Source organism: Paraburkholderia sp. 22098, assembly GCF_052045935.1.
In the GTDB taxonomy this organism is placed as follows: domain Bacteria; phylum Pseudomonadota; class Gammaproteobacteria; order Burkholderiales; family Burkholderiaceae; genus Paraburkholderia; species Paraburkholderia caledonica.
In genome coordinates, this window is sequence record NZ_JBQEPV010000010.1 from 129,082 (window position 1) to 152,274 (window position 23,193).

The 23,193-nt window shown below is 63.5% G+C and carries 17 protein-coding genes; 9 read left to right on the forward strand and 8 right to left on the reverse strand.

The window, feature by feature from the left end; genetic code table 11:
• Positions 1-25 precede the first annotated feature (25 nt).
• Positions 26-1,918, reverse strand: a complete 1,893-nt coding sequence (locus ACTJLB_RS21760; RefSeq protein WP_440784417.1) for a serine aminopeptidase domain-containing protein — start codon at positions 1,916-1,918, stop codon at positions 26-28.
• 154 nt (positions 1,919-2,072) lie between these two features.
• Entirely contained in the window at positions 2,073-3,038 is a 966-nt protein-coding gene (locus ACTJLB_RS21765) for a glycosyltransferase family 2 protein (protein WP_241077829.1), read from the reverse strand.
• A 232-nt stretch (positions 3,039-3,270) separates the two neighbouring features.
• Between ACTJLB_RS21765 and ACTJLB_RS21770 the strand changes: the two genes are divergently transcribed.
• Entirely contained in the window at positions 3,271-4,728 is a 1,458-nt protein-coding gene (locus tag ACTJLB_RS21770) for an oligosaccharide flippase family protein (protein WP_408196921.1), read from the forward strand.
• Between the two features lie 114 nt (positions 4,729-4,842).
• Here ACTJLB_RS21770 and ACTJLB_RS21775 read toward each other — a convergent pair whose 3' ends face one another.
• The 6 genes from ACTJLB_RS21775 to ACTJLB_RS21800 are packed head-to-tail and all read right to left on the reverse strand — an operon-like array spanning position 4,843 to position 12,879.
• Positions 4,843-5,997 (reverse strand): glycosyltransferase family 4 protein, encoded by a 1,155-nt coding sequence (locus tag ACTJLB_RS21775; protein WP_440784418.1) that lies wholly within the window; start codon positions 5,995-5,997, stop codon positions 4,843-4,845.
• Entirely contained in the window at positions 5,994-8,438 is a 2,445-nt protein-coding gene (locus ACTJLB_RS21780) for a hypothetical protein (protein WP_440784419.1), read from the reverse strand. Before ACTJLB_RS21780 ends, ACTJLB_RS21775 begins: the two co-directional genes overlap by 4 nt.
• Positions 8,439-8,451: 13 nt before the next feature.
• The gene (locus ACTJLB_RS21785) at positions 8,452-9,609 is read right to left on the reverse strand and encodes a glycosyltransferase family 4 protein (RefSeq protein WP_440784420.1); all 1,158 of its coding nucleotides are present in this window, start codon (positions 9,607-9,609) and stop codon (positions 8,452-8,454) included.
• Positions 9,606-10,784 (reverse strand): glycosyltransferase family 4 protein, encoded by a 1,179-nt coding sequence (locus tag ACTJLB_RS21790; protein ID WP_440784421.1) that lies wholly within the window; start codon positions 10,782-10,784, stop codon positions 9,606-9,608. The genes ACTJLB_RS21785 and ACTJLB_RS21790 overlap by 4 nt, the downstream gene beginning before the upstream one ends.
• Positions 10,785-10,807: 23 nt before the next feature.
• Positions 10,808-12,346, reverse strand: coding sequence for an O-antigen ligase family protein (locus tag ACTJLB_RS21795; RefSeq protein WP_440784422.1), 1,539 nt, complete (start codon positions 12,344-12,346; stop codon positions 10,808-10,810).
• Complete coding sequence (locus ACTJLB_RS21800; protein WP_020065748.1) at positions 12,346-12,879, reverse strand: GNAT family N-acetyltransferase; 534 nt, start codon at positions 12,877-12,879, stop codon at positions 12,346-12,348. The genes ACTJLB_RS21795 and ACTJLB_RS21800 overlap by 1 nt, the downstream gene beginning before the upstream one ends.
• Before the next feature lie 273 nt (positions 12,880-13,152).
• On the opposite strand from ACTJLB_RS21800, the gene ACTJLB_RS21805 reads away from it, so the two are divergent.
• From ACTJLB_RS21805 to ACTJLB_RS21840, 8 genes are all read left to right on the forward strand, one after another.
• Positions 13,153-13,401, forward strand: coding sequence for an acyl carrier protein (locus tag ACTJLB_RS21805; RefSeq protein WP_020065747.1), 249 nt, complete (start codon positions 13,153-13,155; stop codon positions 13,399-13,401).
• Positions 13,398-14,654, forward strand: coding sequence for an acyl-CoA dehydrogenase family protein (locus tag ACTJLB_RS21810; RefSeq protein WP_440784424.1), 1,257 nt, complete (start codon positions 13,398-13,400; stop codon positions 14,652-14,654). Before ACTJLB_RS21805 ends, ACTJLB_RS21810 begins: the two co-directional genes overlap by 4 nt.
• On the forward strand, positions 14,654-15,718 hold the full coding sequence (locus ACTJLB_RS21815) for an amino acid--[acyl-carrier-protein] ligase (protein WP_288823912.1): 1,065 nt from the start codon (positions 14,654-14,656) through the stop codon (positions 15,716-15,718). Before ACTJLB_RS21810 ends, ACTJLB_RS21815 begins: the two co-directional genes overlap by 1 nt.
• Positions 15,715-16,800, forward strand: a complete 1,086-nt coding sequence (locus ACTJLB_RS21820) for a DUF1839 family protein (RefSeq protein ID WP_440784425.1) — start codon at positions 15,715-15,717, stop codon at positions 16,798-16,800. Before ACTJLB_RS21815 ends, ACTJLB_RS21820 begins: the two co-directional genes overlap by 4 nt.
• Positions 16,801-16,841: 41 nt before the next feature.
• The gene (locus tag ACTJLB_RS21825; RefSeq protein ID WP_440784426.1) at positions 16,842-19,427 is read left to right on the forward strand and encodes a glycosyl hydrolase 2 galactose-binding domain-containing protein; all 2,586 of its coding nucleotides are present in this window, start codon (positions 16,842-16,844) and stop codon (positions 19,425-19,427) included.
• A 623-nt stretch (positions 19,428-20,050) separates the two neighbouring features.
• Entirely contained in the window at positions 20,051-20,785 is a 735-nt protein-coding gene (locus ACTJLB_RS21830) for a Crp/Fnr family transcriptional regulator (protein ID WP_006048767.1), read from the forward strand.
• Between the two features lie 36 nt (positions 20,786-20,821).
• Positions 20,822-22,231 (forward strand): undecaprenyl-phosphate glucose phosphotransferase, encoded by a 1,410-nt coding sequence (locus tag ACTJLB_RS21835; protein WP_020065741.1) that lies wholly within the window; start codon positions 20,822-20,824, stop codon positions 22,229-22,231.
• A gap of 2 nt (positions 22,232-22,233) precedes the next feature.
• A complete protein-coding gene (locus tag ACTJLB_RS21840) occupies positions 22,234-23,187 on the forward strand; it encodes a glycosyltransferase family 2 protein (RefSeq protein WP_440784427.1) in 954 nt (317 codons plus the stop codon).
• The last annotated feature ends 6 nt before the right edge of the window (positions 23,188-23,193 follow it).

A 23,193-nucleotide genomic window follows, 5' to 3' on the forward strand; every position in this document is an offset into this window, starting at 1 on the left:
GTGGCACGCTGTCCCACGAGTTTCATCACGCTTCTCCGGTTAGGCGAAATGCACGCGCATGCTTGACGAGCCATTGCGCCGCGCGCGTACGGGGCCCGCTGCAATGCGTCGCGACAGTTTCGCCGGCTTCGAGCCTGGCGGCAGCGGACTGCTCACCGAACTGGCTGCGATAGAAGTCTTCGAAATGCGACATCACGTTTTCCTGCGCGCTCGCGGACAGAATTGCGTGGTCGGTGCGCTCGCAGAAAACCACGCGAACGCGGTTCAATCGCTGCAACCTGATGCCACGCACTCCGAAGTATTTCTCGAGTTCTTCAACGCCTTCGTCCAAAACGCCATAAAGAAGGCGCGTCTCGACCCCGCGCGCGTCGAGCGCCGCAAACGGACGACGCTCCTCGTTCGCGCCAAGCTGCAGTCCGGTGATTCGCTCGATCCGATCGGCCAGCGTCGCTCGCAAAAGCGCCGCAACACGGGTGGCCAGTTCGCGCGCAACGGGCCAGCCGCCCGTCTGCCCTTTAACCACGCGCAGCCATTTGCGCGGCTCGCACATCGAACGAAAATAGCTGCGCGTCGAACCGATCGCCGCGACTCGCACGGTCGGCTTGCCGTGTTCATCGCAGATGTTGCGCCACGTGAATTTCTGCAGATTGACGAGCATCGCACCCGTCACCGCGGGCTCGCGCGATGCAGCATGAAGACCGGCGTAGGCGCCCGCGCAGATGCCGAGCAGCACGGCACCGCGGTGGCCACGCGCCGTGAGCCAGCGCGCGGCGCAGGCGGCATCGTCGGCGCCGCTCTGCGCGTAGAGCGCGTCGAGCGTGACCGCATCGAGCGAAGGCTGACTGTCGCCGAGTCCGCCGAGATCGACGCGAAGCGAGGCAATACCTTGCCGTGCGAGACGCCGCGCAAAACGCACGCCGAGCCGCGCGTTGCCGATTCTGGACACTGCGCCCGTGTTGACGATCAGCACCGCGGGGGCACCTGTGCTGCCACCGCTCGTCGCTGAATGAGAATGAGGCACGCAGTAGATGCCGAACAGTCTGCCGTTGTCGATCGATACGGGCGTTTCGGTCACGCCGGCTTCGACAATGTGGCCTTCGACATCGCCTGCATATGCACTCACGGCCGACACCGCTGCAGGGCTGCCTGTCGAGTCTCCCGCCAGCCAGTTCTCAATCGACTCGAACGCCGCGTGCGGTATCTCGCTGTCGAGCGCCTCCATCATGAACTTGCTGTATTCGTCGAAGCTGTGGCGCTCGACCTCGACACCCTGCTCCCGATAATGCGTGACCAGCGCATCGACGCGTGTCGCGTCCAGCGAATCGAGCACCAGCACCCGCCTTGCTGGTGACGGCGCATCGCGCCGCAGATCGACCGCACGCAAGCTTTCGATGGTTTCGCGATAGAGGCGAAAGCCGTACGCCTCGACGAACTCGTCGGTGTCCGGCTCGGGCGTGCAATCCATTGCCGCGGGCATCGACAGCCACTGACGATATCCGGCACGCAACTCACGCTGATAATTTTTGCCGGACAGCACGGGCGAGAGCAGCACAAGACCGTCGACGTCGCCCAGTTCCTGAGCGGCAAGCGCGGCGAGTGTGCCGCCCAGCCGCAAGCCGCATAAGCTCACGTGCTCGATGCCCGTCGATTGCCGCAGCAACGCCACGGCCTGCCTGATGCTGTCGATCCACGCGCGCCAGAGGCCCGGCTCGCTTGCATCGCCCGCGGAGTCGCCCGTGCCCGGATAGTCGAAGCGCAGTACCGGGACGCCGCGCATTGCGAGGCGCTCGGCGAGCCGGCGCATGCCGCGGTAGGTGCAAAGCGCGTCGTAGCCGAATGGGTAGCAGAGCACCACGCCATGCGGCCCGGCTGCGGGATGCAACCAGCCGAACTGGCCATCGAAGACTACTGGCCTCACGCTACGCTCCTCACAAGTCTTCTTTCGGGCATTACAGCAAAGCCCGCCCCTCGCCTCTGTACGCCCTGCCACATTGCCTCGGGCCGCATTGCTTCTGCCACACTAACCCCGCCAATACGCATCGCCACACGCATCGTGCTGCCAGCCTGCCGACTCAACCGCCAGGCGGCATGCGTGCGCCAAGCGTCGAGCGTGTGGCAAGCAGCAGGTGGTACAAAAAGCGCGCGCGCAGCCGGTCGCGCAACGCGTAATGCTTCGACAGCAGCACGCGCCACGCGGCGCGTGCGTCACCGGCGCGCGCATACGCGGAAGCGGCGCGCGGTGCGACGCGCCGCAGCGCATCGTCGCGCGCGGCATGTGCGGCGGCGGGCACATCGCTCGCGCACAACTGCGCGAACGCGTGCATCGCGGGCAACGCATGCGTCGAGATCGACAAGGCCGTCTCGCGCGAAATGGAAACGAACTCGTCGACGAAGCAAACGGCCGCCGCCTCCACGCACAGGCGCAAACCGAAATCGAAATCGCACGCTTCGCCCACTTGCGCCGCGAGCCGATAACCGACACGTCGAGCGGCCAGCGTATCCACCAGATAGCCGTTGTTCGGGAACATCTGATCGATGCCGGCAAGCGCGGGCACGGCGAGCCGCCCCGCACGCTCAGGAACGCGGCGGTAGTCGCGATTGAGCCGCGCGGTGGCTTCGGGCCGTGGCGTGCCGTCGTCGGCGATCACGCGCTGTTTGCCAAATGCGGCGGTCAATTGCGGATCGGTGCGCCAGCACGCATCGAGCGTACTCAGCGCATGCGGTTCAAGCAGATCGTCGTCGTGCAGCAACACGAGCCGCGCGCCGCGCGCGCGAGCGAAGAGCCGGTTCACATTGGATGCCTGCCCAAGCCTCGGGCGGTTGCGTTCGTAGCGGATCGGATGCTTCGCGCGCGCCCGGCAACGCTTGACCATCTGCGCCGTGCGCTCGTCGCTCGAATCGTCGCCGATCACGATTTCGAACTCGCCGTATGTCTGCGCTTCACAACTTTCAATGGCTTCTTCGAGCAGACCCGGTCGATTGCAGGTCGGTATGCAGATCGAGATGAGCCGCGGGTTCAATTCTTTCGATTCCTTCACGCTGTCCTCGCGATGCCCGTTCACCGGCCGTATGCGGTCGAAGCTGATTTAACCGCGACGCAGAGCGCCCATCTGTACGCCCAGCCACACACGCAAGCGGCACACAAGCGCAGTATCTAACCCAGCGACAAGCCGACGCCCTCGTGCGGGACGCGCTCGTGGGTGCGGCTGCGCACCGACAACGCCCCGTACTAACCGCACCATTGCACGACATTCCCGCGGACAGCGCACCATGGAAAGAAGTATCGTCAGGAACATCGTCATCAACTTTGCAGGAGCGATCGCTCCGACGTTCATTTCCCTCGTCACGGTGCCCGCCTATATTCATCTGATGGGCGTGGAACGCTATGGCGTCATCAATCTGGTGTGGACGCTGATCGGCTACTTCAGCGTACTGGATCTCGGCACGAGCCTCGCCACCGAAAATCAGATCTCCAAAGCGCGCGCCGCTAACGACGACTCCCTCGAACGCATTTTCTGGAGCGCGTGGTTCATGAACCTCGGCACCGGCATCGTGGGCGGGCTCATCATTTACGCGGGTACGGTCGTCTACATCACGCATGGTGTGAAGATCGAGCCGACGTTCCAGCGTGAGGTGATGGCGAGCTTGCCGTGGATTGCGGTGGCCGTCCCCATTGCCAATGTGTCATGGGTGTTCGCGGGCGCGATCAACGGAGTCGAGCGCTTTGCGAGCTTCAACGTTAATCAGACGTTAGGCACCGCGCTCTTCCAGTTGTTGCCGCTCGCGGCGATCTTCTGCTTCTCGCCCTCGCTTGCCGTGGTCATTCCGGCCGCGGTTCTCGCACGGCTCTTCGCCGGTGTGATGCTGGGTGCCGCGGCGTTTCGTGCGATCGGCATTCGACGCGTGCGCATGCCGCAATGGCGCGTGATGGCCGAACTGTTCCGTTATGGCCGTTGGATGCTGCTCTTTTCCGGCGCCGGCATGATCGCGTCGACACTCGACCGCGTGCTGGTCGGCGCGCTGCTCGGCGCGAGCTTCGTGACTTACTATGCGACGCCGCAGAACCTGATCACGCGTCTGAACCTGCTGCCCGTCGCGATGGTGCGCACGCTGTTCCCACGCTTATCCGCCGTGTCGCGCGCGGACGCGGACGCGATCGCGCATAGCGCGCTCGCGTTGCTGAACGGCGCATTTACGCCTTGCCTGATCGTCGCGATGTTCGCGCTCAAGCCCTTCCTTGTCGTGTGGCTCGGGCCGACGGTGGCCGCTGCGGCGCCCGTCGCGTGCGTGCTGATACTCGCCGTATGGCTCGGCGGGCAGGCCGGCATTCTCGGCATACTCATCCAGGCGCAGACCAGTCCCGCCGCTATCGCGGGCGTGAGCTGGGCGCAACTGCCCGTGTTCGCCGGCGCACTGTGGTGTGGCATTCACTGGTTCGGCATCATGGGCGCGGCGGTCGTGGTGGTGTCGAAGGCGCTGTTCGACTACGGCGTGCTACTCCACTTCGCCCGGCTGCACGTGGGCTCCATCGTGCGCAATATGGTGGTGCATCTCGCGTTTCTGCTGGTAGCACTCGCGCTCGCCGAGTCGATCAGCGCGCCGTCCTCACTGATTGCCGCCGCGCTCGTGCTGGTGTGCGCAAATCTGGCTTTGTCGCTCCATGGCTCCAGCGAATTGCGCGGCCTCGTGTACAAGCTCTGGACCAGGCTGACCTTATCGGCAAGCTGAAGTCGGATCACACCTTCACGACATATCGCGCTGGCCACGGATCATTCGTGGACCTGCGCCTACGAAATCACGCAGACCCCGTAAAAAACGCCCGCCGTGAGCGCAACACCGCGCTTACAGGGGCGCCGAGTGGCTCACACGTTCCGCCATGCCGACGCGAGCGGCGTCGATATCGCGCGTGGCAATGGTGGCGAAGCGGCGCGGCTGGCAACTCGCAAGCGTGCGTTCGTAGATCGCCAGATAGCCGTCGCTCACGCGCTGCACGCTGAACTTCTCGAGATCCTGCACCGCGCGTGCGGCCAGTTCGGCGCGCCTCGCCGGATCGGTGAGAAGCCGCTCGAGCGCGTTTGCCAGCGTAGCGGGATCATGCGGCGGCACGAGCATACCCGCCTCGCCGCCGTCGAGCATCTCCGGAATGCCGCCCACGCGCGTCGCGACGATCGCGCATCCCTGCTCGCGCGCCTCGCATAGCACGAGGCCCGCCGGTTCGTTGTGCGAGGCCAGCACGAACACATCGGCCTGCGCGAGATAGGCCCGCGGATCGGCAATGAAACCTTCGAAACGCGCATGCCGCGCGACGCCGAGTTGCGAGGCCAGTTGCTCCATCGCGGCGCGGTCGGGGCCTTCGCCCACGAGATACAGCATCGCGCCGGGCACGCGCTCACGCACCGCCGCAAACGCGTGCAACAGGTCGCGGATACCCTTGCGTTCATACATGCCGGCCAGCGTCACGATGCACGGATGAGTCAGTAAAGGTAAGCGCGGCGCGATCGCGTCGGCGAGCCGCGGCGTGCCGAGCGCACCATTACGCACGACGCTCAGGCGCGACTTCGGAATACCGCGCCGTTCCATCGCGGCGGACACCGCTTCGCTGACAGCGACAACGCGGTCGCCGACACGCATCATCGTCGCGCTCTTCTGGAATTCGTTGTGCACCGTTGTAACGAGGACGAAGCGTCGCCGCGGCACGCCGAAGCGCGCGATCAGCGCGCCCGTCATCATGTGTGCATGTACGACGTCAGGGTCGATCTGCGATACCAGCCTGTTGAAGCGCGCCACCATCGCCGGCACACGCAAAGGTCGCGGCGATTGCGGCAACAGCACATGACGCACGCCGTGCCGCGCGAGCAGTTCCTCGAATCCGCCGCCGCCCGAGGCCACCGTCACGTCGTGTCCGGCGCGCGCCTGCATGCACGCGAGATCGACCATCACATTGACGATGCCGTTGCCCACATTCAGCGCGTGATTGGCGAGATGGATGATTTTCATGATTTTCCTGCAACGTCGATGGAGTTGCGATGAGCAGCCGCGAGCGCGGCCGTTGACGGCGTGAACCGGTACATCAATGCCTTGCCGTGTGCGTCTTCTTCGACGAATACGAGGTATTCGCCCGACGCGAGACGATGCGCGGTGACAGGCATCGGCACGTCGGCCCAGCCGCTCGCCGTGCCGACTTCCTTGCCCGGTGTCAGACGGCCGGCTTCGCGCCCGCTTGCGCGGTCATAAATCCGCACGGCTGCACTGCGCGTTTCGACGGCGAAGATGTAGTCGCCCGCCACCGCAAAGCCGTTGATCGACAGCCATTCGGGCGGACCGCGGTCCGGCAGGTCTATCAGATAGCGCAGTACCGGTTTGCCGGTTTTCCAGTGGTCGTAGCGGGCAAGCTGTGAACCGGCACTGTTCCAGTTGTCCTGAACAAACGGCCGCGCGCGCGTCGAGCCGGAGACAAACAGTGTGTCGTCTTCGGGAAAGTAGTTAAGCCGTGCGACGCGGTAAAACGGCGCGGGCACTGCGTATTGCCGCATCGCCGCGTACCGGTAGACCGGATTGCCGATGCGGTCGAATCCTTGCAGCGGGAAGCAGCGAATGCCGGCCGCCTCGGTGCCCTGCCAGACGTCGCCGCGACTATCTACCCACCAGCCTCGCATTGCGGGCGCATCGGCGCCGTTGCTGTTCTGATCGAATGCGGCATGGGAGAAGTCACCCGCGCCTGTCATGTCGCGCCAGATCCACTCGCCACGCGCCGGCTGATTGCGCGGCCAGTGTCCGTCTATGTGCGATTGCGCGAACAGCCCCGACGGAATCGCCGTCTCGCGATCTTCGGCGAAACGATAGATGCGCAGATATGACGAATACATGTCGGTGGTGTACAGCAGCCGATGCCCGTCGATGTCGCGCACCATCGGCATACCCCGCTGGCCGCCGAGGTACAGATGAAAGTACGGATCGTATGGGTAGCGGAAACGGTCGGCGGTATAACCCGCATACGACCACTCGTTGCCAGGCGCGCGCGTGAGGTCCAGCGTGAAGCGCTTGCTGCCGCTGTACACGGACGGCGGATTGCCGTCGACGAACTGCGCGCCGTCGACGAACAGCAGCCCTTGCAAGCTGAAGCGCTGCCGTCCATCGGGCGTATAGCTTTCGAGCAACGCGCCGTCGTAGGTGCTCGGCCCGGTGCCATAGGAGCGCGGACCGGCACCGTTCATCGACACATAAATGTTGTTCGCGCGATCCACGCCCACGCCAGTCAGACCGTTGAAGCGCCGGGGCCCCGGCGCGCCCGCGCGCCCCGCGTAGATACCGCCTTTTTCGCCGAAGCTGGCCGTCAATTTCATGGCCGTTCCTTGCTGCATGTTGCCCGTCGACGTACTGGTCCGTGCGCTCGCGTCGCCGATATAGATCAGGATCTGCTGGCGCACGCCGTTGTCCGCGATCAACAGGCGTCCGCGTGCGTCGACGGTCAGATCCGCCGGCACGACGCCTTCAGGCAACGGCAATTCGCCGATGACTGCCCCATTGCGCTCATGGTGCACGACGCGTTGCGCGCCGTCTGTGCGGCTGTTCTCCAAGACCCATAACGAACCGTCGGGCGCGAGCGCGAGGCGGCCCGGCTCACGCACCGGGAATGCGCCGATTGCCTGCATGGTCTGCGCGTCGAACACCTGCACCCGATTCTCGAGCGCGTTCGAGACAAAGAGCCGCGTATCGTCCGCGGCCAGACCACGAATCGCGTAGTCGGCCTTTGCGGAATAAGTGGCGATCAGCAGGAACGCGAGGCGGCTGCCGGCGGGGAACTTCACCTGCCCGGCGAACGGTACGCCGTCGCGAATGTCCGCGCGGCTGCGGCGCGAGATACCGGTCCACACTTCCCCCTCGCGTGGCGACGGTCTGTGCTTCGCGGTTTCGTTGCCGAGGCTGACCATGGTTTGTGCGACGTACACATACTCGTCGTTCGCGGCAATCGCGTCGCCACCCATCATTCCCCAGCCATGCGTCTCGCCACCGTGGCGGAGCAGCTCGCCATTGCGATACTGACCGAGTTCGCCACCGGCCTCGTCCCATGGTGCATTAGTAAAGACGTCGCCTTGCGGCGTGACGGCGATCGCCTGGATGTCGATCTGCATCCAGCGCTGGTCTCCGTAGCCCCATGTATTGCCGATCCATGACGTTACATAGGATGGCGAATTATTAGCACCGGTCGCTTGTGCGTTGGCTGGGGAGATGCTCGCCACCGCTTCGGTGGCTTCGGTCAACATCTTTGCAGCCGCAGGCGGAGCTTCCAGTTGGCCCGCAGGGACTCCACCGCCCGGCAACCGCGGACCGCCCGCGCCGTGCTCTGATTCGCCCGCCGCAAGCAGCACGACCAGCGGGAGCGCGAGAGCGCCCGCGCACACTAGCCGCTCGAATGTTTTGCGTGTGAGGCGTCGCATGTTTTCCGGCGTGTCAGAACACGTCGATCGCTTCGCGATAGACCTGCGCAACTTGTGCGGCCACCACCGGCCTGTCGAAGTTCTCGCGCGCATACTTGCGGCATGCCTCTTCGTCCGGCAACTTGAGCCGGCCGAGCAATGCATCGGCCATGCCTTCTCCGATCGCCTTAAAACCGCCGGACGGCAGCACCAAATCGCGCGACAACGGCGCCACGGCTTCAGGCAGGCCGCCTACCGGCGTGACCAGAACCGGTGTGCCGGCGGCAAGCGATTCGATCGTCGTCAGGCCGAAGCCTTCCAGCGATACGGTCGGCACCACCGAGAGGTCGGCCGCGCGATACCACAACGGCACGGTCTCGTCCGGCACGAAGCCGGCAAGCGTCACGTTGCCCTCGAGGCCGCGCGCGACGATGCGAGCCTGCAACTGCGACGCAAGCGGACCCTTGCCCGCAATAGTCAGCAATACGTCTGGTAGCAGCGGCTTCACAATCGCCATTGCGTCGATCAGATCTTCTAGCCCCATGCGCGACACCAGACGACGCATGCAGAAAATAAGAGGCCGGTCCGCTGCGAGGCCGAGTTGCCGACGCGCTTCGAGCTTCGTCATGCCAGTGTCGAAATGCGCGACGTCGACGCAGCCCGGCACGATGCGGATGCTGTCCTCATTCACGCCATAAGTCTCATGGAGCAGACGGCCGAAGGCCCGCGACAGCACGATATGACGTGTCGCGCCGCGATACACGAAACGTTCGAGCGCGACACGCAACGCGCGCGATAGCCCACCCCCGCCCCCCGGATATGACTCCGCCGCCCACGGTCCATGAAAATGAACGACCTTGGGCACGTTGCGAAACACGCCCGCTGTCGGCGCTGCATAAAGAGCGAAATGCGTCGCGACGATGTCAGGCATACGCGCGGCCCGCAACACACGCGAATATTTGCGGGAGCCCAGCAACCGCGCGCCGAGTTGCGCCTGCGCGCCCGCGAACGATTGAACGCGGCCACCGGAAGCCTCGATCACGTCAGCGCTGCCCGCCACCATGCCGCGCACGTTCACCCCTTGAGCGGGAAGCGTATCCACCAGCGCCTGAAACATACGATCAAGACCGCCTGGCCGTTCGTCGAACCAGTGCATGCCGATTTGCAGCGAATCGATCGGAACCGCGCTCATAGTTTCACCGGCTCAGTCGCGCATGCGGGCGGCAACGGTTGTGCCGCGCGGCGTGCATGCACCTGCTCGTAGACTGTCAGATAGCGCTCGGCCATGGCCTGCCAGCTCAGACTTTTTGCCACCTCTCTCGCACGCGTGCCGAGGCTTCGTGCGTAGTCCGTATCGCTCGCCACACGCATAATGGCCGCGCCGAGCGTCGCCGCGTCGTCGGGATCGTCGAGCACGACGCCGCTGCCCGGCTCGATCACTTCGGCGCCTCCGGCAGTGCGCACCGTGATGACCGGCAATCCCGCGGACAACGCCTCCAGCAATACCAGTCCCATTGGTTCGTAGCGCGAAGGAAATACGAACGCATCGACCGAGCGCATCAGCGCGGGCATGTCCATCACCATGTCGGTGAAGTGCACGCGTGCGCTCAGTCCGAGCGATTCGACCAGCGCCGGATACGGGCTGTTGTGCAGAATGCCCGCGACCGCGAGATGCACGTCGGCGGACGTATGGATCAGTGCATGCAGCACGGTGTCGAGATTCTTGCGCGACATGCGCAGATCGCCCGCGAACAACAGCATGAACGGTACTTGCGGCAAGCCGAAACGCGCGCGTTCGCATGCGCCTGGCGTGAACTCGTCGACATCCACGCCGTTATGAATCACCTGCATGCGCGCCGCGCCGACACCCAACGCCCGCACCTCGCCCGCCACCTTCTGCGAAACCGGCACGATGACCTCGGTATGGCGAAACGCCCATTTCTCGCATGCGACGTTGAGCCTGGTGTAGATAACCTGATACGCGTGATAGAAACTGTGCAGCAGACGAAACGGGTAGAAGCCGCAGCGATACCAGCCGTCGTGCACGAAGTGCGCCGCGTTGACGTCGGAGCGGGCCCATGCAATGAAGCCGTTGACATGAACCACGTCGAACTCATTGCGGTGAGCGCGAATCCATGCACCGCAGCGCAAAGCGAACATTTGATACTGCACCAGCCGGGTCGGCAGGCGGCTCTTCGCAACGCGCACAAAACGCACGCGCGGATGCGCGACCAGTTCCGCAGCCGCTTCCGCGGCAAGCAGCGTCACGGCATGCCCAGCGGCCAGCGCCGCCTGCACGATCTCGTAGTTCACGCGCCCTTGCCCATCGTTCTTGCGCACGACATGGGTAACGATGAGAATTCGCATCCCGTTGTCCTTCATTTGAATTATCAGGTCCGCGAAACCGTCGCGCTATTTGTGGCGTGCCGCTCTCGCGCATAGCGCAACGAAATCACCGGCAAGGTCACGCCGAGAAAGAAAAACATCCCGGATACGGAGGTAAGCGTGTTGATGAAAATCATCATCGAGAAGATGGCGACGGCCACACCTACGCCGGAGATAGCGAGAAGATCGGTTGGATGCGATCGGCTCGCGCGATACGCGCGCCACAGCAACATGACCACGCCTGTCGCGTACAGCAGCGTGCCTGGCCAGCCCATCACGAAGGGCACTTCCATCAGGCCGCTGTCGAAGTCGGCTATCGCGGAGGCCGACTTGTCGTCGGACAGTTTGGTGCCCTGACCCGTCGCGCCGAGGCCTTGGCCTGCGATATCGGTGAGTGCCGACGAAAGAAACATCTTGTAGAACTCCGCGCGCGCCTGGTAGCTGTTGTCCTCGCCGATGTCCTGGATGGTGCTGAAGCGGCGCATCACGGGCTCGGCCACCTGATCGATCATCATTAGCGGCGCGGCCATCACGGCAAGGCCGAATACACCGGCGAGCAAGCGCATCCGGCTCTTGCCGTCGAGCATGGCAAATGAATAGACAAGCGCAATTGCAAAACCGCCCCATGTACTGCGCGCGCTGGTGAGCAGCAGCGCGGGAATGCCGACACAGCCGAGCACAATGCGGGCTTTTCCGCGCGCTGCGAGCGACATCAGCAGGATAGTCATGAGCGTGACCGCGAACGGACCGCAAGAATTCATCGTGCTGCTGATGCGCATGCCGAACGGCACCGGCTGTCCCTCGGATTCCATCTTCGAGGCGATCAGCCAGAAGGCATCCCACGGCATCGGCGAAATGAATTCAAGCAAGCCGTAGAGACTCATCAGGAGTCCGCCGAAAACGAACGTCTTGAGCAGGACCCGGTGGTAGTGCGGATAATGGCGCCACGTCACGGTCATATAAAACGCGACCATCACTGGATAGAGCCAGTTGATCAGCGTAAAGGTTGCGGCGGCAGGACCGGCTTGCACAAAGCCCACCACGTATGCGTACAGAAGCGCGATCACGATCAACAGAAGCGGTGCGGCCCGGCGCTGTCCGAACGCAGAGACGTGCTTGATGAGCGTGAATCCCATGAGCGCCACCGCCAGCAACGGTGCAACCATGATCGGGCTTTGCTGATTGAACGCTCCGCTCACGAAGTCCGCGAGACGCCTCACCTCCGGCGTGAGAAAGAAAAGCCAGCAGACGAAACCGAGGTAGTGAGCCGGCGAGCGCCGGTACAGCAACAGCGCAACGCCAAAGGCACCGGCTGGAAAGAACAGCTCGACCACTTTGCCCTGATGCAGCAGGATGAGGCCCAGCGTCGCGCCGAACAGCAGCAACGGCCAACGTAGCGGGTGCCGCAATGTCCGCGACGCGCGGCGAGTGCGAGCGGTTCTGGCCGCTCCTCGTTCGCTCCTCGTCGTTGCACCGTGCCTGTCGTCAGCCGGCGTGCGCAGCGCGAGCCGAGCGCTCGACGGCGTGATCAGCAACCGCTCCATTACAGCATCTCGAACGTGTTGACGAGCGCAGCACGATCGCGCTCGCGCCGCCGCAACACAGCGAGCGGCTGCGAGGCGCGCATGTGCCGCGTGAGGCCAATAAATGGCACGCCATGTTCGAGGTATGGACCTTCCGTCTTGCGAAAGCCGAATTGCTCGTAGAACTCGCGCAAGCCGAGCGGCGCGCTCACACGCGCGGCGTGTCCCGGCCAACGCTCGGCAATGGCCTGCAATACGCGCTCCACCAGCATTTCAGCGGTACCGTCGCCGCGCCGCAGCGGGCTCGTCAATACCTTGTCGATCGTGATCTCGGGGTCTTCAGCGTCGCCGGGCCGCACGCGAGCATAGGCAAGAATCGGCATGGGGCGACCCATGTCCTCCACGGCGAACACATGCAGCGATTCCTCGTCGCGGCCATCGGCATCGAGGTAGACATGCGATTGTTCGACGACGAACACCGCGCTGCGCGCCCGCAGAATCAGGTACAGCTCGCGTGCCGAAAGCTGCTCGAATTCCAGCGTTTTCCAGTTCATCACGTTCCCCAGCGGATTCTTTTATGTTTAACGGACGGCGCCGCACGCCGCCCGCCTGGGCCACGTTCGACACGCCGGCCCGTCTGATGGCTACACGTTAAGGCCGCGATACATGCGTTTCCGTGCGGCGCCGCACTGACGCTGCGGGTTGGCGATTCTTAAATACGAGGCACCGGATCGCGCCTCACGTCGCGAATAAAAAAATCGGCCGCATGCATTCGTCTACATCGGCGAACGCGAAGAGACCGCTGCACAACTGAGGGGTACACCACCATGAAAACCGCATTGCGACGCATCCTTTCCGAATCCGCTCGCCTCGACGTATCGCCGGAGAGCCTCGCGGACGATGCCGATCTCTATGCCGCAGGCCTCTCCTCCCTCGCGACCGTGCACCTGATGCTCGCAATCGAGGATGAATTCGACGTCGAGATTCCAGACCGCATGCTCACGCGCCGGCTGTTTTCGAGCATCGATTCGATGGCCGCCGCCGTTACCGAACTGCAACAGGCGAAAGCAGCATGAACACCCCACTGCTGGATCCGGCTGCTTCGGCGGCCGCGACCACGCCTGCGGCTCTGACGGCGATCGAGCCCGGACCCGCCTGGCGCGCTGCGGCGCAACGCTGTGCGGCAGTCGCCGCGCAGTTCGCCGACGCCGTCGACAGCGAGGCCCGGTTTCCCGCCGAAGCGTTCGCGGCACTCAGGCGCGAGCGCCTGCTTTCGGCGATGGTGCCGGCGGCATACGGTGGCGCCGGCCTCTCGCTTGCGGACGTCGGCGCAATCTGCGAAACGCTTGCCCAGGGCTGCGCGTCCACCGCGATGATCTATGCGATGCATCAGATCCAGGTCGCCTGTATCGACGAGCACGGCAGCGAGTCGCCATGGCACCGGCAGTTGCTCACGCAACTTTGCGAGCAACAATGGCTTTTTGCATCGGCCACGTCTGAGGAAACGATCGGCGGCAATATGCGCACGAGCGCCTGTTCGGTCGAGGCAGACAGCGAGCGCTTTTCGATAGAAAAACTCGCCCCGACGATTTCATATGGCGCGCATGCCGACGCCATTCTGGTCACCGCGCGCCGCACGGCCGAGTCGGCCGCCTCGGACCAGGTGCTGATCGTCGCGTTACGCGAACAAACGCTGCTCGAAAAGCGCGGCGCCTGGGATTCGATGGGGATGCGCGGCACCTGCAGCGAAGGCTTCAGACTGGTCGCCACCGGTCTTGCCGCGCAGATCCTGCCGACGCCCTTCGCCGAGATCGCCGACCAGACCATGCTGCCGGTCTCGCACACGCTGTGGGCATCGGTATGGACGGGTGTGGCCGCCGACGCAGTGAATCGCGCGAAGGCCTTCTACAGGGCACAGGCTCGTTCGAAGCCCGGCGCGAATTCGCCGGCCGGCGTGCGCCTCGCGCATGCTGTCGGGTTGTTGCAGATGATGCAGGCGCGTCTTTCCGTAGCGCTCGACGCGGCGCGTGCTGCGCACGCCGCTCGCCTTCATGAATCGCAAGCCGATGCGCCGCTCGCGGCAATGCTTGGCTTTGCGTCGGACATGAACACGCTGAAAACCAGCATTTCGACGATTGCACTGGACGTCGTGCACGAAGTGATGATGATCTGCGGCATGGCCGGATACAAGAACGGCACGCCGTACAGCGTGGGACGCCATTTGCGCGATCTCTACTCCGCACCGCTCATGATCAATAACGACCGCATCGCGCAGAACACCGCGAGCCTGCTGCTCGCGCAGCGCCCTGCCGCGCCGGGGAGAGCCTGATGAATACGATGACCGATACCGCTGCTCTCGCTACCGCCACGAATGGCGACGAACACATTGCGCCCACCTTTCGCGACGAGTTGCTGGCCGCGGGCCTGTTGATCGACACCGGTGAAAATGGACTGTATGGCCGCAGCCAGATTTTCGAGGATGTCGTCGATCGGCTGAATGTGGCTATCACGCACCTTGGCGCCGATCAGGATGCCGAAGTATTGCGATTCCCACCCGCCATGCGCCGGACAGACTTCGAGGACAGCGAGTATCTGAAGAATTTCCCCGACCTCGCCGGCACGATCCACTCGTTTTGCGGCAACGACATGGGACACCGGCGCCTGTTGCAAGCGCTCGATCATGCAATGAGCGAGAGCGACGACGATCGCAGCGACGAATGGATGGCGCAGCAAAAGCCCACGCGCGTGGTGCTCACGCCGGCCGCCTGTTATCCGATCTATCCGGTACTGGCGCGGCGCGGCCCGCTGCCTGCGGGCGGACGCACCGTCGACGTGCTCTCGTATTGCTTCCGTCATGAGCCTTCTCTCGATCCCGGCCGTATGCAGATGTTCCGTCAGCGCGAATATGTGCGGCTCGGCAACGCGCACGAGGTAATGGCGTTCCGCCAGATGTGGATTGAACGAGGCTCGCTGCTCGTCTCCCTGTTGCAATTGCCCGTCGAAGTGGATCTCGCCAACGACCCGTTTTTCGGACGCGGTGGGAAAATTGTCGCCGATAGTCAGCGTGCCCAGGCGCTCAAGTTCGAACTGCTGATTCCTGTAGCGAACCCGGACAGCAAAACGGCGTGCCTGTCGTTCAACTATCACATGGACCACTTCGGCAAGATCTGGAAGATAGCCTGCGAAGACGGCACGCTCGCGCATACCGGCTGCGTCGGCTTCGGCATGGAGCGCATCACGCTCGCGCTGTTCCGTCATCACGGCCTGGACGTGAAAGCATGGCCGGACGACGTGCGCGCTTTGCTATGGGGCGACACTGCAACACGCGTCGCGCACGGCATGGCAAAGATGCAGGCGTTGGCTGCGGCACCGGCCACCGGAGACGGCGCATGAGTCCATCGCAGAGGCGCTTGCCGGGAAACGCATTCTCTACATCGCAGTTGCCTCGGCAACGCGCATCGACTGCTGACGCTTCGCACGTTTCATCGCAAGCAGCCGCACTCCACGCGCAAGCAGCGCGTGCGCGCCAGCACGAGCCGCATGCATGGCATCAGGGCGAGCGCGTCTGGCAGGAAACCAACTGCTATGTGGATCTGTGGATCGAATTGCTGCACGGCTTCGGTCTCGATCCGCGCGCGGCGTTTGGCTTCACCGTCACACAGGACTTCGAAGGCGATCAGTTCACGTTCTTCAAGTTTCCTCTCGAAGACCTGGAGCGACTCTACGGCACCCAGGTCCAGGAGCTCGCGATCTACGACTCGCTCGAAGCACGCGTGCTCGCGCAGACTCAGCGCGGCCACACCGTGCTCGTCGAAGTAGACGGCTTTTATCTGCCGAACACGCGCGCCACATCGTATCGTCGTGAGCATCCGAAGACCACGGTAGGCATCGACTTCATCGACCCGGCCGCGCGCCGCCTCGGCTATTTCCACAACACCGGCTATCACATGCTGGATGGCGAGGACTACGACGGCGTATTCCGCAAGCTGCCGCAATTCGCACAGCAGCCCGACCTGCTGTTTCCCTACGTCGAATTCGCGAAGCAGGCGCGGCCCGCGCTGGAGGGCACGGCACTCGCAGAAGCGTCGGCGGAACTGTTGTGCGCGCATCTAAGCCGGCGGCCTTTGACGAATCCGATTTCGGAATGGCGTGCCGCGTTCCCGGGCCACCTCGATACGCTCATGGCGCGCGGCGAGGCGTTCTTTCACCCGTACTCGTTCAATCTGATGCGGCAGCTCGGCGCGAACTTCGAGTTTCTCTCGAAGTACCTGCTGTGGCTCTCGGAGCAAGGCTTCGAGATTCCCGCGACGATCCCCGCCGCCGCGCAACGTATCGCGTCGGAGTCGATGGTCATGCAGTTCCGGCTCGTGCGAGCGATCGCGCGCGGACGCCGCGACGCGTGCGACGACTGCTTCGACGTCCTCGAAAGCGCCTACGAACAGACACTGCCGCCGCTCGCCGCTCTCGTGTCGTGACGCATGTGCCCCGAGCCCCGGGGACTCATCAGGAACCCGCCGTGGATGCACTGACGACCGACCCGGTGCCCGAATCCGATGACATAGGCGGCTTAAACGCCGTCGCGCCCGACGATATCTGGCCTCAGCGACTGGACACCGGCTGGCAATGTATCAGTACACCGGCGGGAGCATGCGAGTCACCGGGGGATCTGCCGGACCACGGCTGGCTGGCGGCGCAAGTTCCCGGCACGGTGGCGAGCGCGCGCCGTGCCGCGGGTCTCTTCGACGTGGTGCATCCCGAACCCCTCGCCTTCGACGATCACTGGTATCGCGTGACGCTGAACGGCACGGGCAAACGGCGCTTGCGTCTGCATGGACTCGCAACCATCGCGGAAGTCTGGCTCGACGGCATCAGACGCCTCGACTCCGATTCGATGTTCGTCGCACATGAGCTCGACGTCCAACTGAACGGCAGCGCGACGCTCGACATATGCTTTCGCTCTTTAGCGCCAGCGTTGGCGGCAAAACGCTCGCGCGCAAGATGGCGGCCGCGGCTCGTCTCGCCGCCCACGTTGCGCAACGTCCGCACGACGCTGCTTGGCCATATGCCGGGCTGGTGCCCTTCTGTACACGCGGTGGGACCGTGGCGGCCGGTCGAGATGCTGAGCGATGCACGGAACGCGGTGGACCGTTTCGAAGTCTCGAGCCGGATTGACGGCGACGACGGTATTGTTTCGCTAACGCTACGTTTCGTTCATCCGCACGATCGCGCAGCGTGCCGCGCTTCGCTCGGCTGCGGCGGCCACGTTTCGCCGTTGCAATGGCGCGACGCCTTCACACTGACCGGCAGCGTGCGGGTGCCATGCGTCGAACGCTGGTGGCCTCACACGCACGGGGCGCCCACTTTATATCCACTTCTATTGCACCTCGATGACAGCGAGGTCATTGCGCTGCCGCTCGGCTCGATCGGCTTTCGCGAGATCGCCGTGGACCGCGGCGCTGACGGTGCGGGCTTCGCGCTGCATATCAACGGCGTGCCGGTGTTTTGCCGTGGCGCGTGCTGGACGAGCGCCGATCTCGTGACGCTGGCCGGCAGCGAAGCGCAACTCCGGCACGCGTTCGAACTGGCCCGCGACGCAGGCATGAATATGCTGCGCGTAGGCGGCACGATGGTCTACGAGTCCGACCTCTTCTATACCCTCGCCGACGAATATGGCGTGCTCGTCTGGCAGGACTTCGCATTGGCGAATTTTGACTACCCGAACGACGCGGCTTTCCGTGCGTCGATCGAATGCGAGGCCTCGCAGTTTCTCGCCCGCACGCGCCGCTTTGCGTCGCTCGCGGTGTTGTGCGGCGGCAGCGAGGCCGATCAGCAGGCCGCGATGTTCGGGCTCCCGCCTTCGATGCGCGTGCAACCAGTGTTCGACGAGCTATTGCCCGCTATCGCCGCTCGTGAGCGGCCTGACGTGCCTTATGTGAGCAACTCGCCGTCGACCGGCGTGTGGCCGTTTTGTACTAATGAGGGCATCACTCACTACTATGGCGTGGGCGCGTACCAGCGGCCGCTCGACGACGCGCGCCGCTCACAGATACGGTTTGCTGCCGAATGTCTGGCTTTTGCCAACGTGCCGGACGACGCCACCTTGAATGAAGCGCTTGGTACGATCCATTCGCACGATCCGCGCTGGAAAGCCGCAGTGCCGCGCGATCCCGGCGCAGGATGGGATTTCGACGACGTCCGCGACCACTATCTTCAGACGCTTTATGGCGTCGAGCCGGCGCGTCTGAGATACGAAGACCCGCAGCGCTATCTGGACGCGTCGCGGGCAGTGGTGGCCGACTTGATGGCCGAGGTGTTCACCGAATGGCGCAGGAACGGATCGGACTGCGGCGGCGGACTCGTCTGGCAGCTTCAGGATTTGCGGCCGGGCGCGGGCTGGGGGCTGATCGACGCCACGGGACGGCCTAAAAGCGCTTTACACGGCCTCGCTCACACGCTCCAACCCATACAGGTGCTGCTCACCGACGAAGGCCTCAACGGCCTCGATATCCACCTGATCAATGAGCGCGCGCAAACGTTGTCAGCGCAACTCGAACTCGTCTGTCTGCGCGACGGCCGCGTGAAAGTTGCACAGGCGAGCCGCGCGGTGCAACTCGCGCCGCGCTCCACCGCCCGCATCGCCGCCGCTGCGTGTCTCGATCAGTTCTTTGATCTGACGCATGCCTACCGCTTCGGCCCGCGCGCACACGACGTAACGATCGCGACGTTGCGTGATGCGGCGAGCGGGAAGATTCTGTCCGAAGCGTTTCATTTACCCGAGCGGCGCATTGGCGATCGTCACGAACTCGGCTTGACCGTCGAAGTCGAGCGCGCAGGCGACGGCTGGCAGCTGGTGATAGAAGCACAGCGTTTCGCGCGCTTCGTTCATATCAATGACGCGAAATACCGCGCCGCGCACGACTGGTTTCATCTTGCGCCGAACCGCCCTCGCATCGTGCCGCTCATTCCGCTCGCGCCGAACGCATCGCAAAGCGCAGTGGTTGCGTGCGCATCGAACGTCGCCTTTAAAGCGGATGCAACAAATGCGGCACCCGCCGGTGAAGTGCTCGCACTGAATGCGGCGAGCCCCACCTTCTACGGGTAAACGTATCTTCTACCGCTCATCCCTTCGCAAGCCGCGTAAAACCTCGCGCTGCGCGAATACATTTGTCTGCTGCGGCCCATCACTGTCGTTTTTTTTGCGACTCCCTAAACCACAAATGACGAACCGTACGCCAGCGAACGCAAAGCGTTGAACACATCTGAATCAATTCCGGCACATCGCGGACATCGCGTGAAGCGGTGCCTGGAAAGGCCCGGTTCACCCCGGCGATTGCTGCGCGACACCCCTGCCAGTGGGTGCGAATCCAATAGGATCAAGCACTTGGCTCATATTAAAACAGCGCTCACGACGCCGGCTTCCAGGATGACCGATGTACAGAATTGAAACAAAAAGCCGCATCTGGGTGGGCCAACCCACACTGACGTCCTCGCTGCGTCGCACCAGTCAGGCTTTTCCCCATGGTTGGCACAGTCCTCGCTAATAGGAGAACGCGACACCGCGACGCCGCTGGGGAGCAACGAAAACGGCGTCGCGCATCAGGCAAATACGGGGCCGGTTCCATTCATCCTCCGCTGCGCGCAATGCAGCGGACTTATAAAAGGATGCGGGAATCGGATCAAAAACAGGAAGACGCGAACACGCGCGCCTTCACGCGAGGACCGATCATGTTGACACTTCAATCAGATCTGCATGGAAACCATTTGCTCGGCGCATTGCCGTCACACGAATGGCAAGCACTTGCTCCGCACCTCGAACTGGTTCATCTACGCACTGAGCAACTGCTCTGCGATTCGGGCCAACGTATTCACCATGTGTACTTCCCCACTACCGCAATCATTTCGATGCTGTCGACGATGGAAGACGGCAGCTCGGTGGAAATCGCCGCGGTCGGCCGCGAAGGCATGACGGGTGTGCCGGTGCTCACGGGCGGCGAGACCATGCCGAATCGCGTGCAGGTTCAATGCGCGGGCTTCGCGTACCGGATGAGCGCTCAAGCTCTGAAACAGCAATTCGCACGCTCCGATTTCCTGCGCCGGCTGATGTTGCTCTACATGCACGCTCTGCTCACGCAAGTCGCGCAAACGGCAGCCTGCAACCGTCATCACGCATTGAACAAACAACTGTGCAGGTGGCTCCTCATCGAAGTAGACCGTGTCGCGTCGAACGATCTGACGGTCACGCAGCAATTGATCGCCGACATGCTCGGCGTGCGCCGCGAGGGCATTACCGAAGCGGCCGGCAAGCTGCATGACGAAGGCCTGATCCATCATAGCCGCGGGCATATCAAGGTGCTCGACCGCAAGGGGCTCGAAGCGCGTGCGTGCGAATGCTACGGACTCGTCAAGCGCGAGTTCGACCGCCTTCTGCCGCGCCTGCGCCAGGCTGAGACTGTCGAATAAAACACCGCACCGTTCGACTACCTCGCAGAGTCAATAATGTTCAGGAATACTGCGCGATGCCTCGACGCAATCTTCGTGATCGCGGGAGGCCTGCTCGCCCATTGGATGCGGTTTTCGACGCTCGCCGCATTGCCGGATACGGAACGCCTGCTGATCGCGTTCAACTGCGTGCTGGTGCTGCTGATGTTTCCCGGCTTCGGCGTGTACGAAACATGGCGCGGCAAGCCTTTGATGTCGATGCTCGCAAGAGTCGCGGCTGCATGGCTCGCCGTCGTTGCCGGTGCGTTGCTGCTTGCATTCACGCTGCATCGCATGGATGAAGTGTCGCGTTTGTGGCTCGCCTATTCAACGCTGATTTCGGGCGTGCTGATCATCGCGACCAAATGCGGGGTGCACGTGGCGTTGCGCAGTGTACGGCGCCGCGGCATGAATTTCCGCACGGTTGCAATCGTCGGTGCCCCCGGGTTTGCGCGCACGTTGCTTGCCCATCTGGAACACGCGCCGCAAGCGGGCTTCAAGCCGGTCTGTGTATTCGATAGCAGCATTCACACCAGCATTCATGCGGGCATCGAAGCGTCCGGCGCTTACGGCGCGCGTCTGAACCGTCTGCCGGTACTGACCGACCTGAACGCATTTGCCGCAAAAGTGCGAGACGAAAACGTGAACGAAGTGTGGCTCGCATTACCCTTATCAGAAGAACGCATGATCTATCGTTTCCAGCGCATGTTCCGGAACGACTTCGTGAATCTGCGCTTTATTCCCGATGTACGCAGCCTCTCGCTTTTCAACCACTCGCTCGTCGACGTCGTGGGCTTGCCCACGCTGAACCTCGGAGCGCCGCCGTTCTCGCCGCCGCAGATGTGGCCGAAGCTGATCTTCGACCGCCTCTTCGCGGCGGCCGCGTTGATCGCGCTCGCGCCGGTTTTCCTGGTGCTTGCCGTCGGCATCAAGCTCACTTCGCGAGGACCGGTGTTCTTCCGCCAGACCCGTAAGGGCGCCGACGGCCAGACGTTCTCGATCTACAAGTTCCGTTCGATGACCGTGCATCAGGAGGCGCATGGCGAGCTCACCCAGGCCTCTCGCAACGACGCGCGAGTGACGAAGCTCGGCGGCTTCATGCGCCGCACGAGCCTCGACGAGCTGCCGCAGTTTCTGAACGTGCTGCTCGGCCAGATGTCGGTGGTCGGCCCACGTCCGCACGCAATCGAGCACGACGATCTCTACAAGGACCAGGTGTACGGCTACATGTACCGCTACCGTATCAAGCCCGGCATCACGGGTTGGGCGCAGGTGAACGGCTATCGCGGCGCAACACGCAAAGTGGAAAAGATGGAAGCGCGCGTGAAGTTCGACCTCTTCTATATCCACAACTGGTCGTTCTGGTTCGACATGAAGATCGTCTTCATCACGATCTTCAAGGGCTTTGTCGGCCGCAATGCATTCTGATCATGCCGCTACGTGAACCGCTCGTGAAAGTCTCCGTGATCGTGCCGACGTATCGACGCACCGCCGATCTGGCGCGGTGCCTCGCCGCGCTCGACGCACAGGACCGCCGCCCTGACGAGGTGATCGTCATCGCTCGTCACGACGACCATGCGACGCTCGACTGGCTTCGCACACGCGAAGCCATCCGGCCCGATCCGCGCCGCTATGTCGTGCTCGTGCATAAGCCGGGCGTGGTGGCCGCATACAATCTCGGCATCGAAAGCGCATGTGGCGACGTGCTGTGCTTTACCGACGACGACGCCGCTCCGCATTCCGATTGGGTCGCGCGAATCGCCCGCGCATTCCAGGGCGATCCGGGCCTGGGCGGTCTCGGCGGGCGCGACATCGTGCATGAACGCAATGGCATCCTGCAGGGGCAGAAGCCGTGCGTCGGCATCGTGCGATGGTATGGCCGCACGATCGGCAATCATCACATCGGCCACGGCCAGGCGCGCGAAGTTCACGTGCTCAAAGGCGTGAACATGGCGTTTCGCCGCGAGGCGATCGGCACACTGCGCTTCGACGCGCGCTTGCGGGGCAGCGGCGCGCAGGTTCATTGCGAAATGGGCTTCAGCCTCGAAGTGCGGCGGCGCGGCTGGAAGCTCGTCTACGACCCGGCGCTGCTCGTCGAACATTTTCCCGCTCAACGCGGCGACGAAGATCAGCGCTTCACATTTAACGACGCGGCTTTTTATAACGCGTCGTTCAATCTCCGACTCATCATGTGCGAACACCTGACGCCGCCTGGCCGATGGGCGTTCGTCGCTTATTCGACGCTAATCGGCGATCGCGCGGACCCGGGGTTCCTGCGTGCATTGTCGCTGGCATTCGAGCGCGGCGGACTGGCGCTTGCGCTTCGCAAATGGCGAGTGGGTTTACGCGCAATGCGCGGGGCATGGCAGGAAGCGGTGCGCTAACCATCG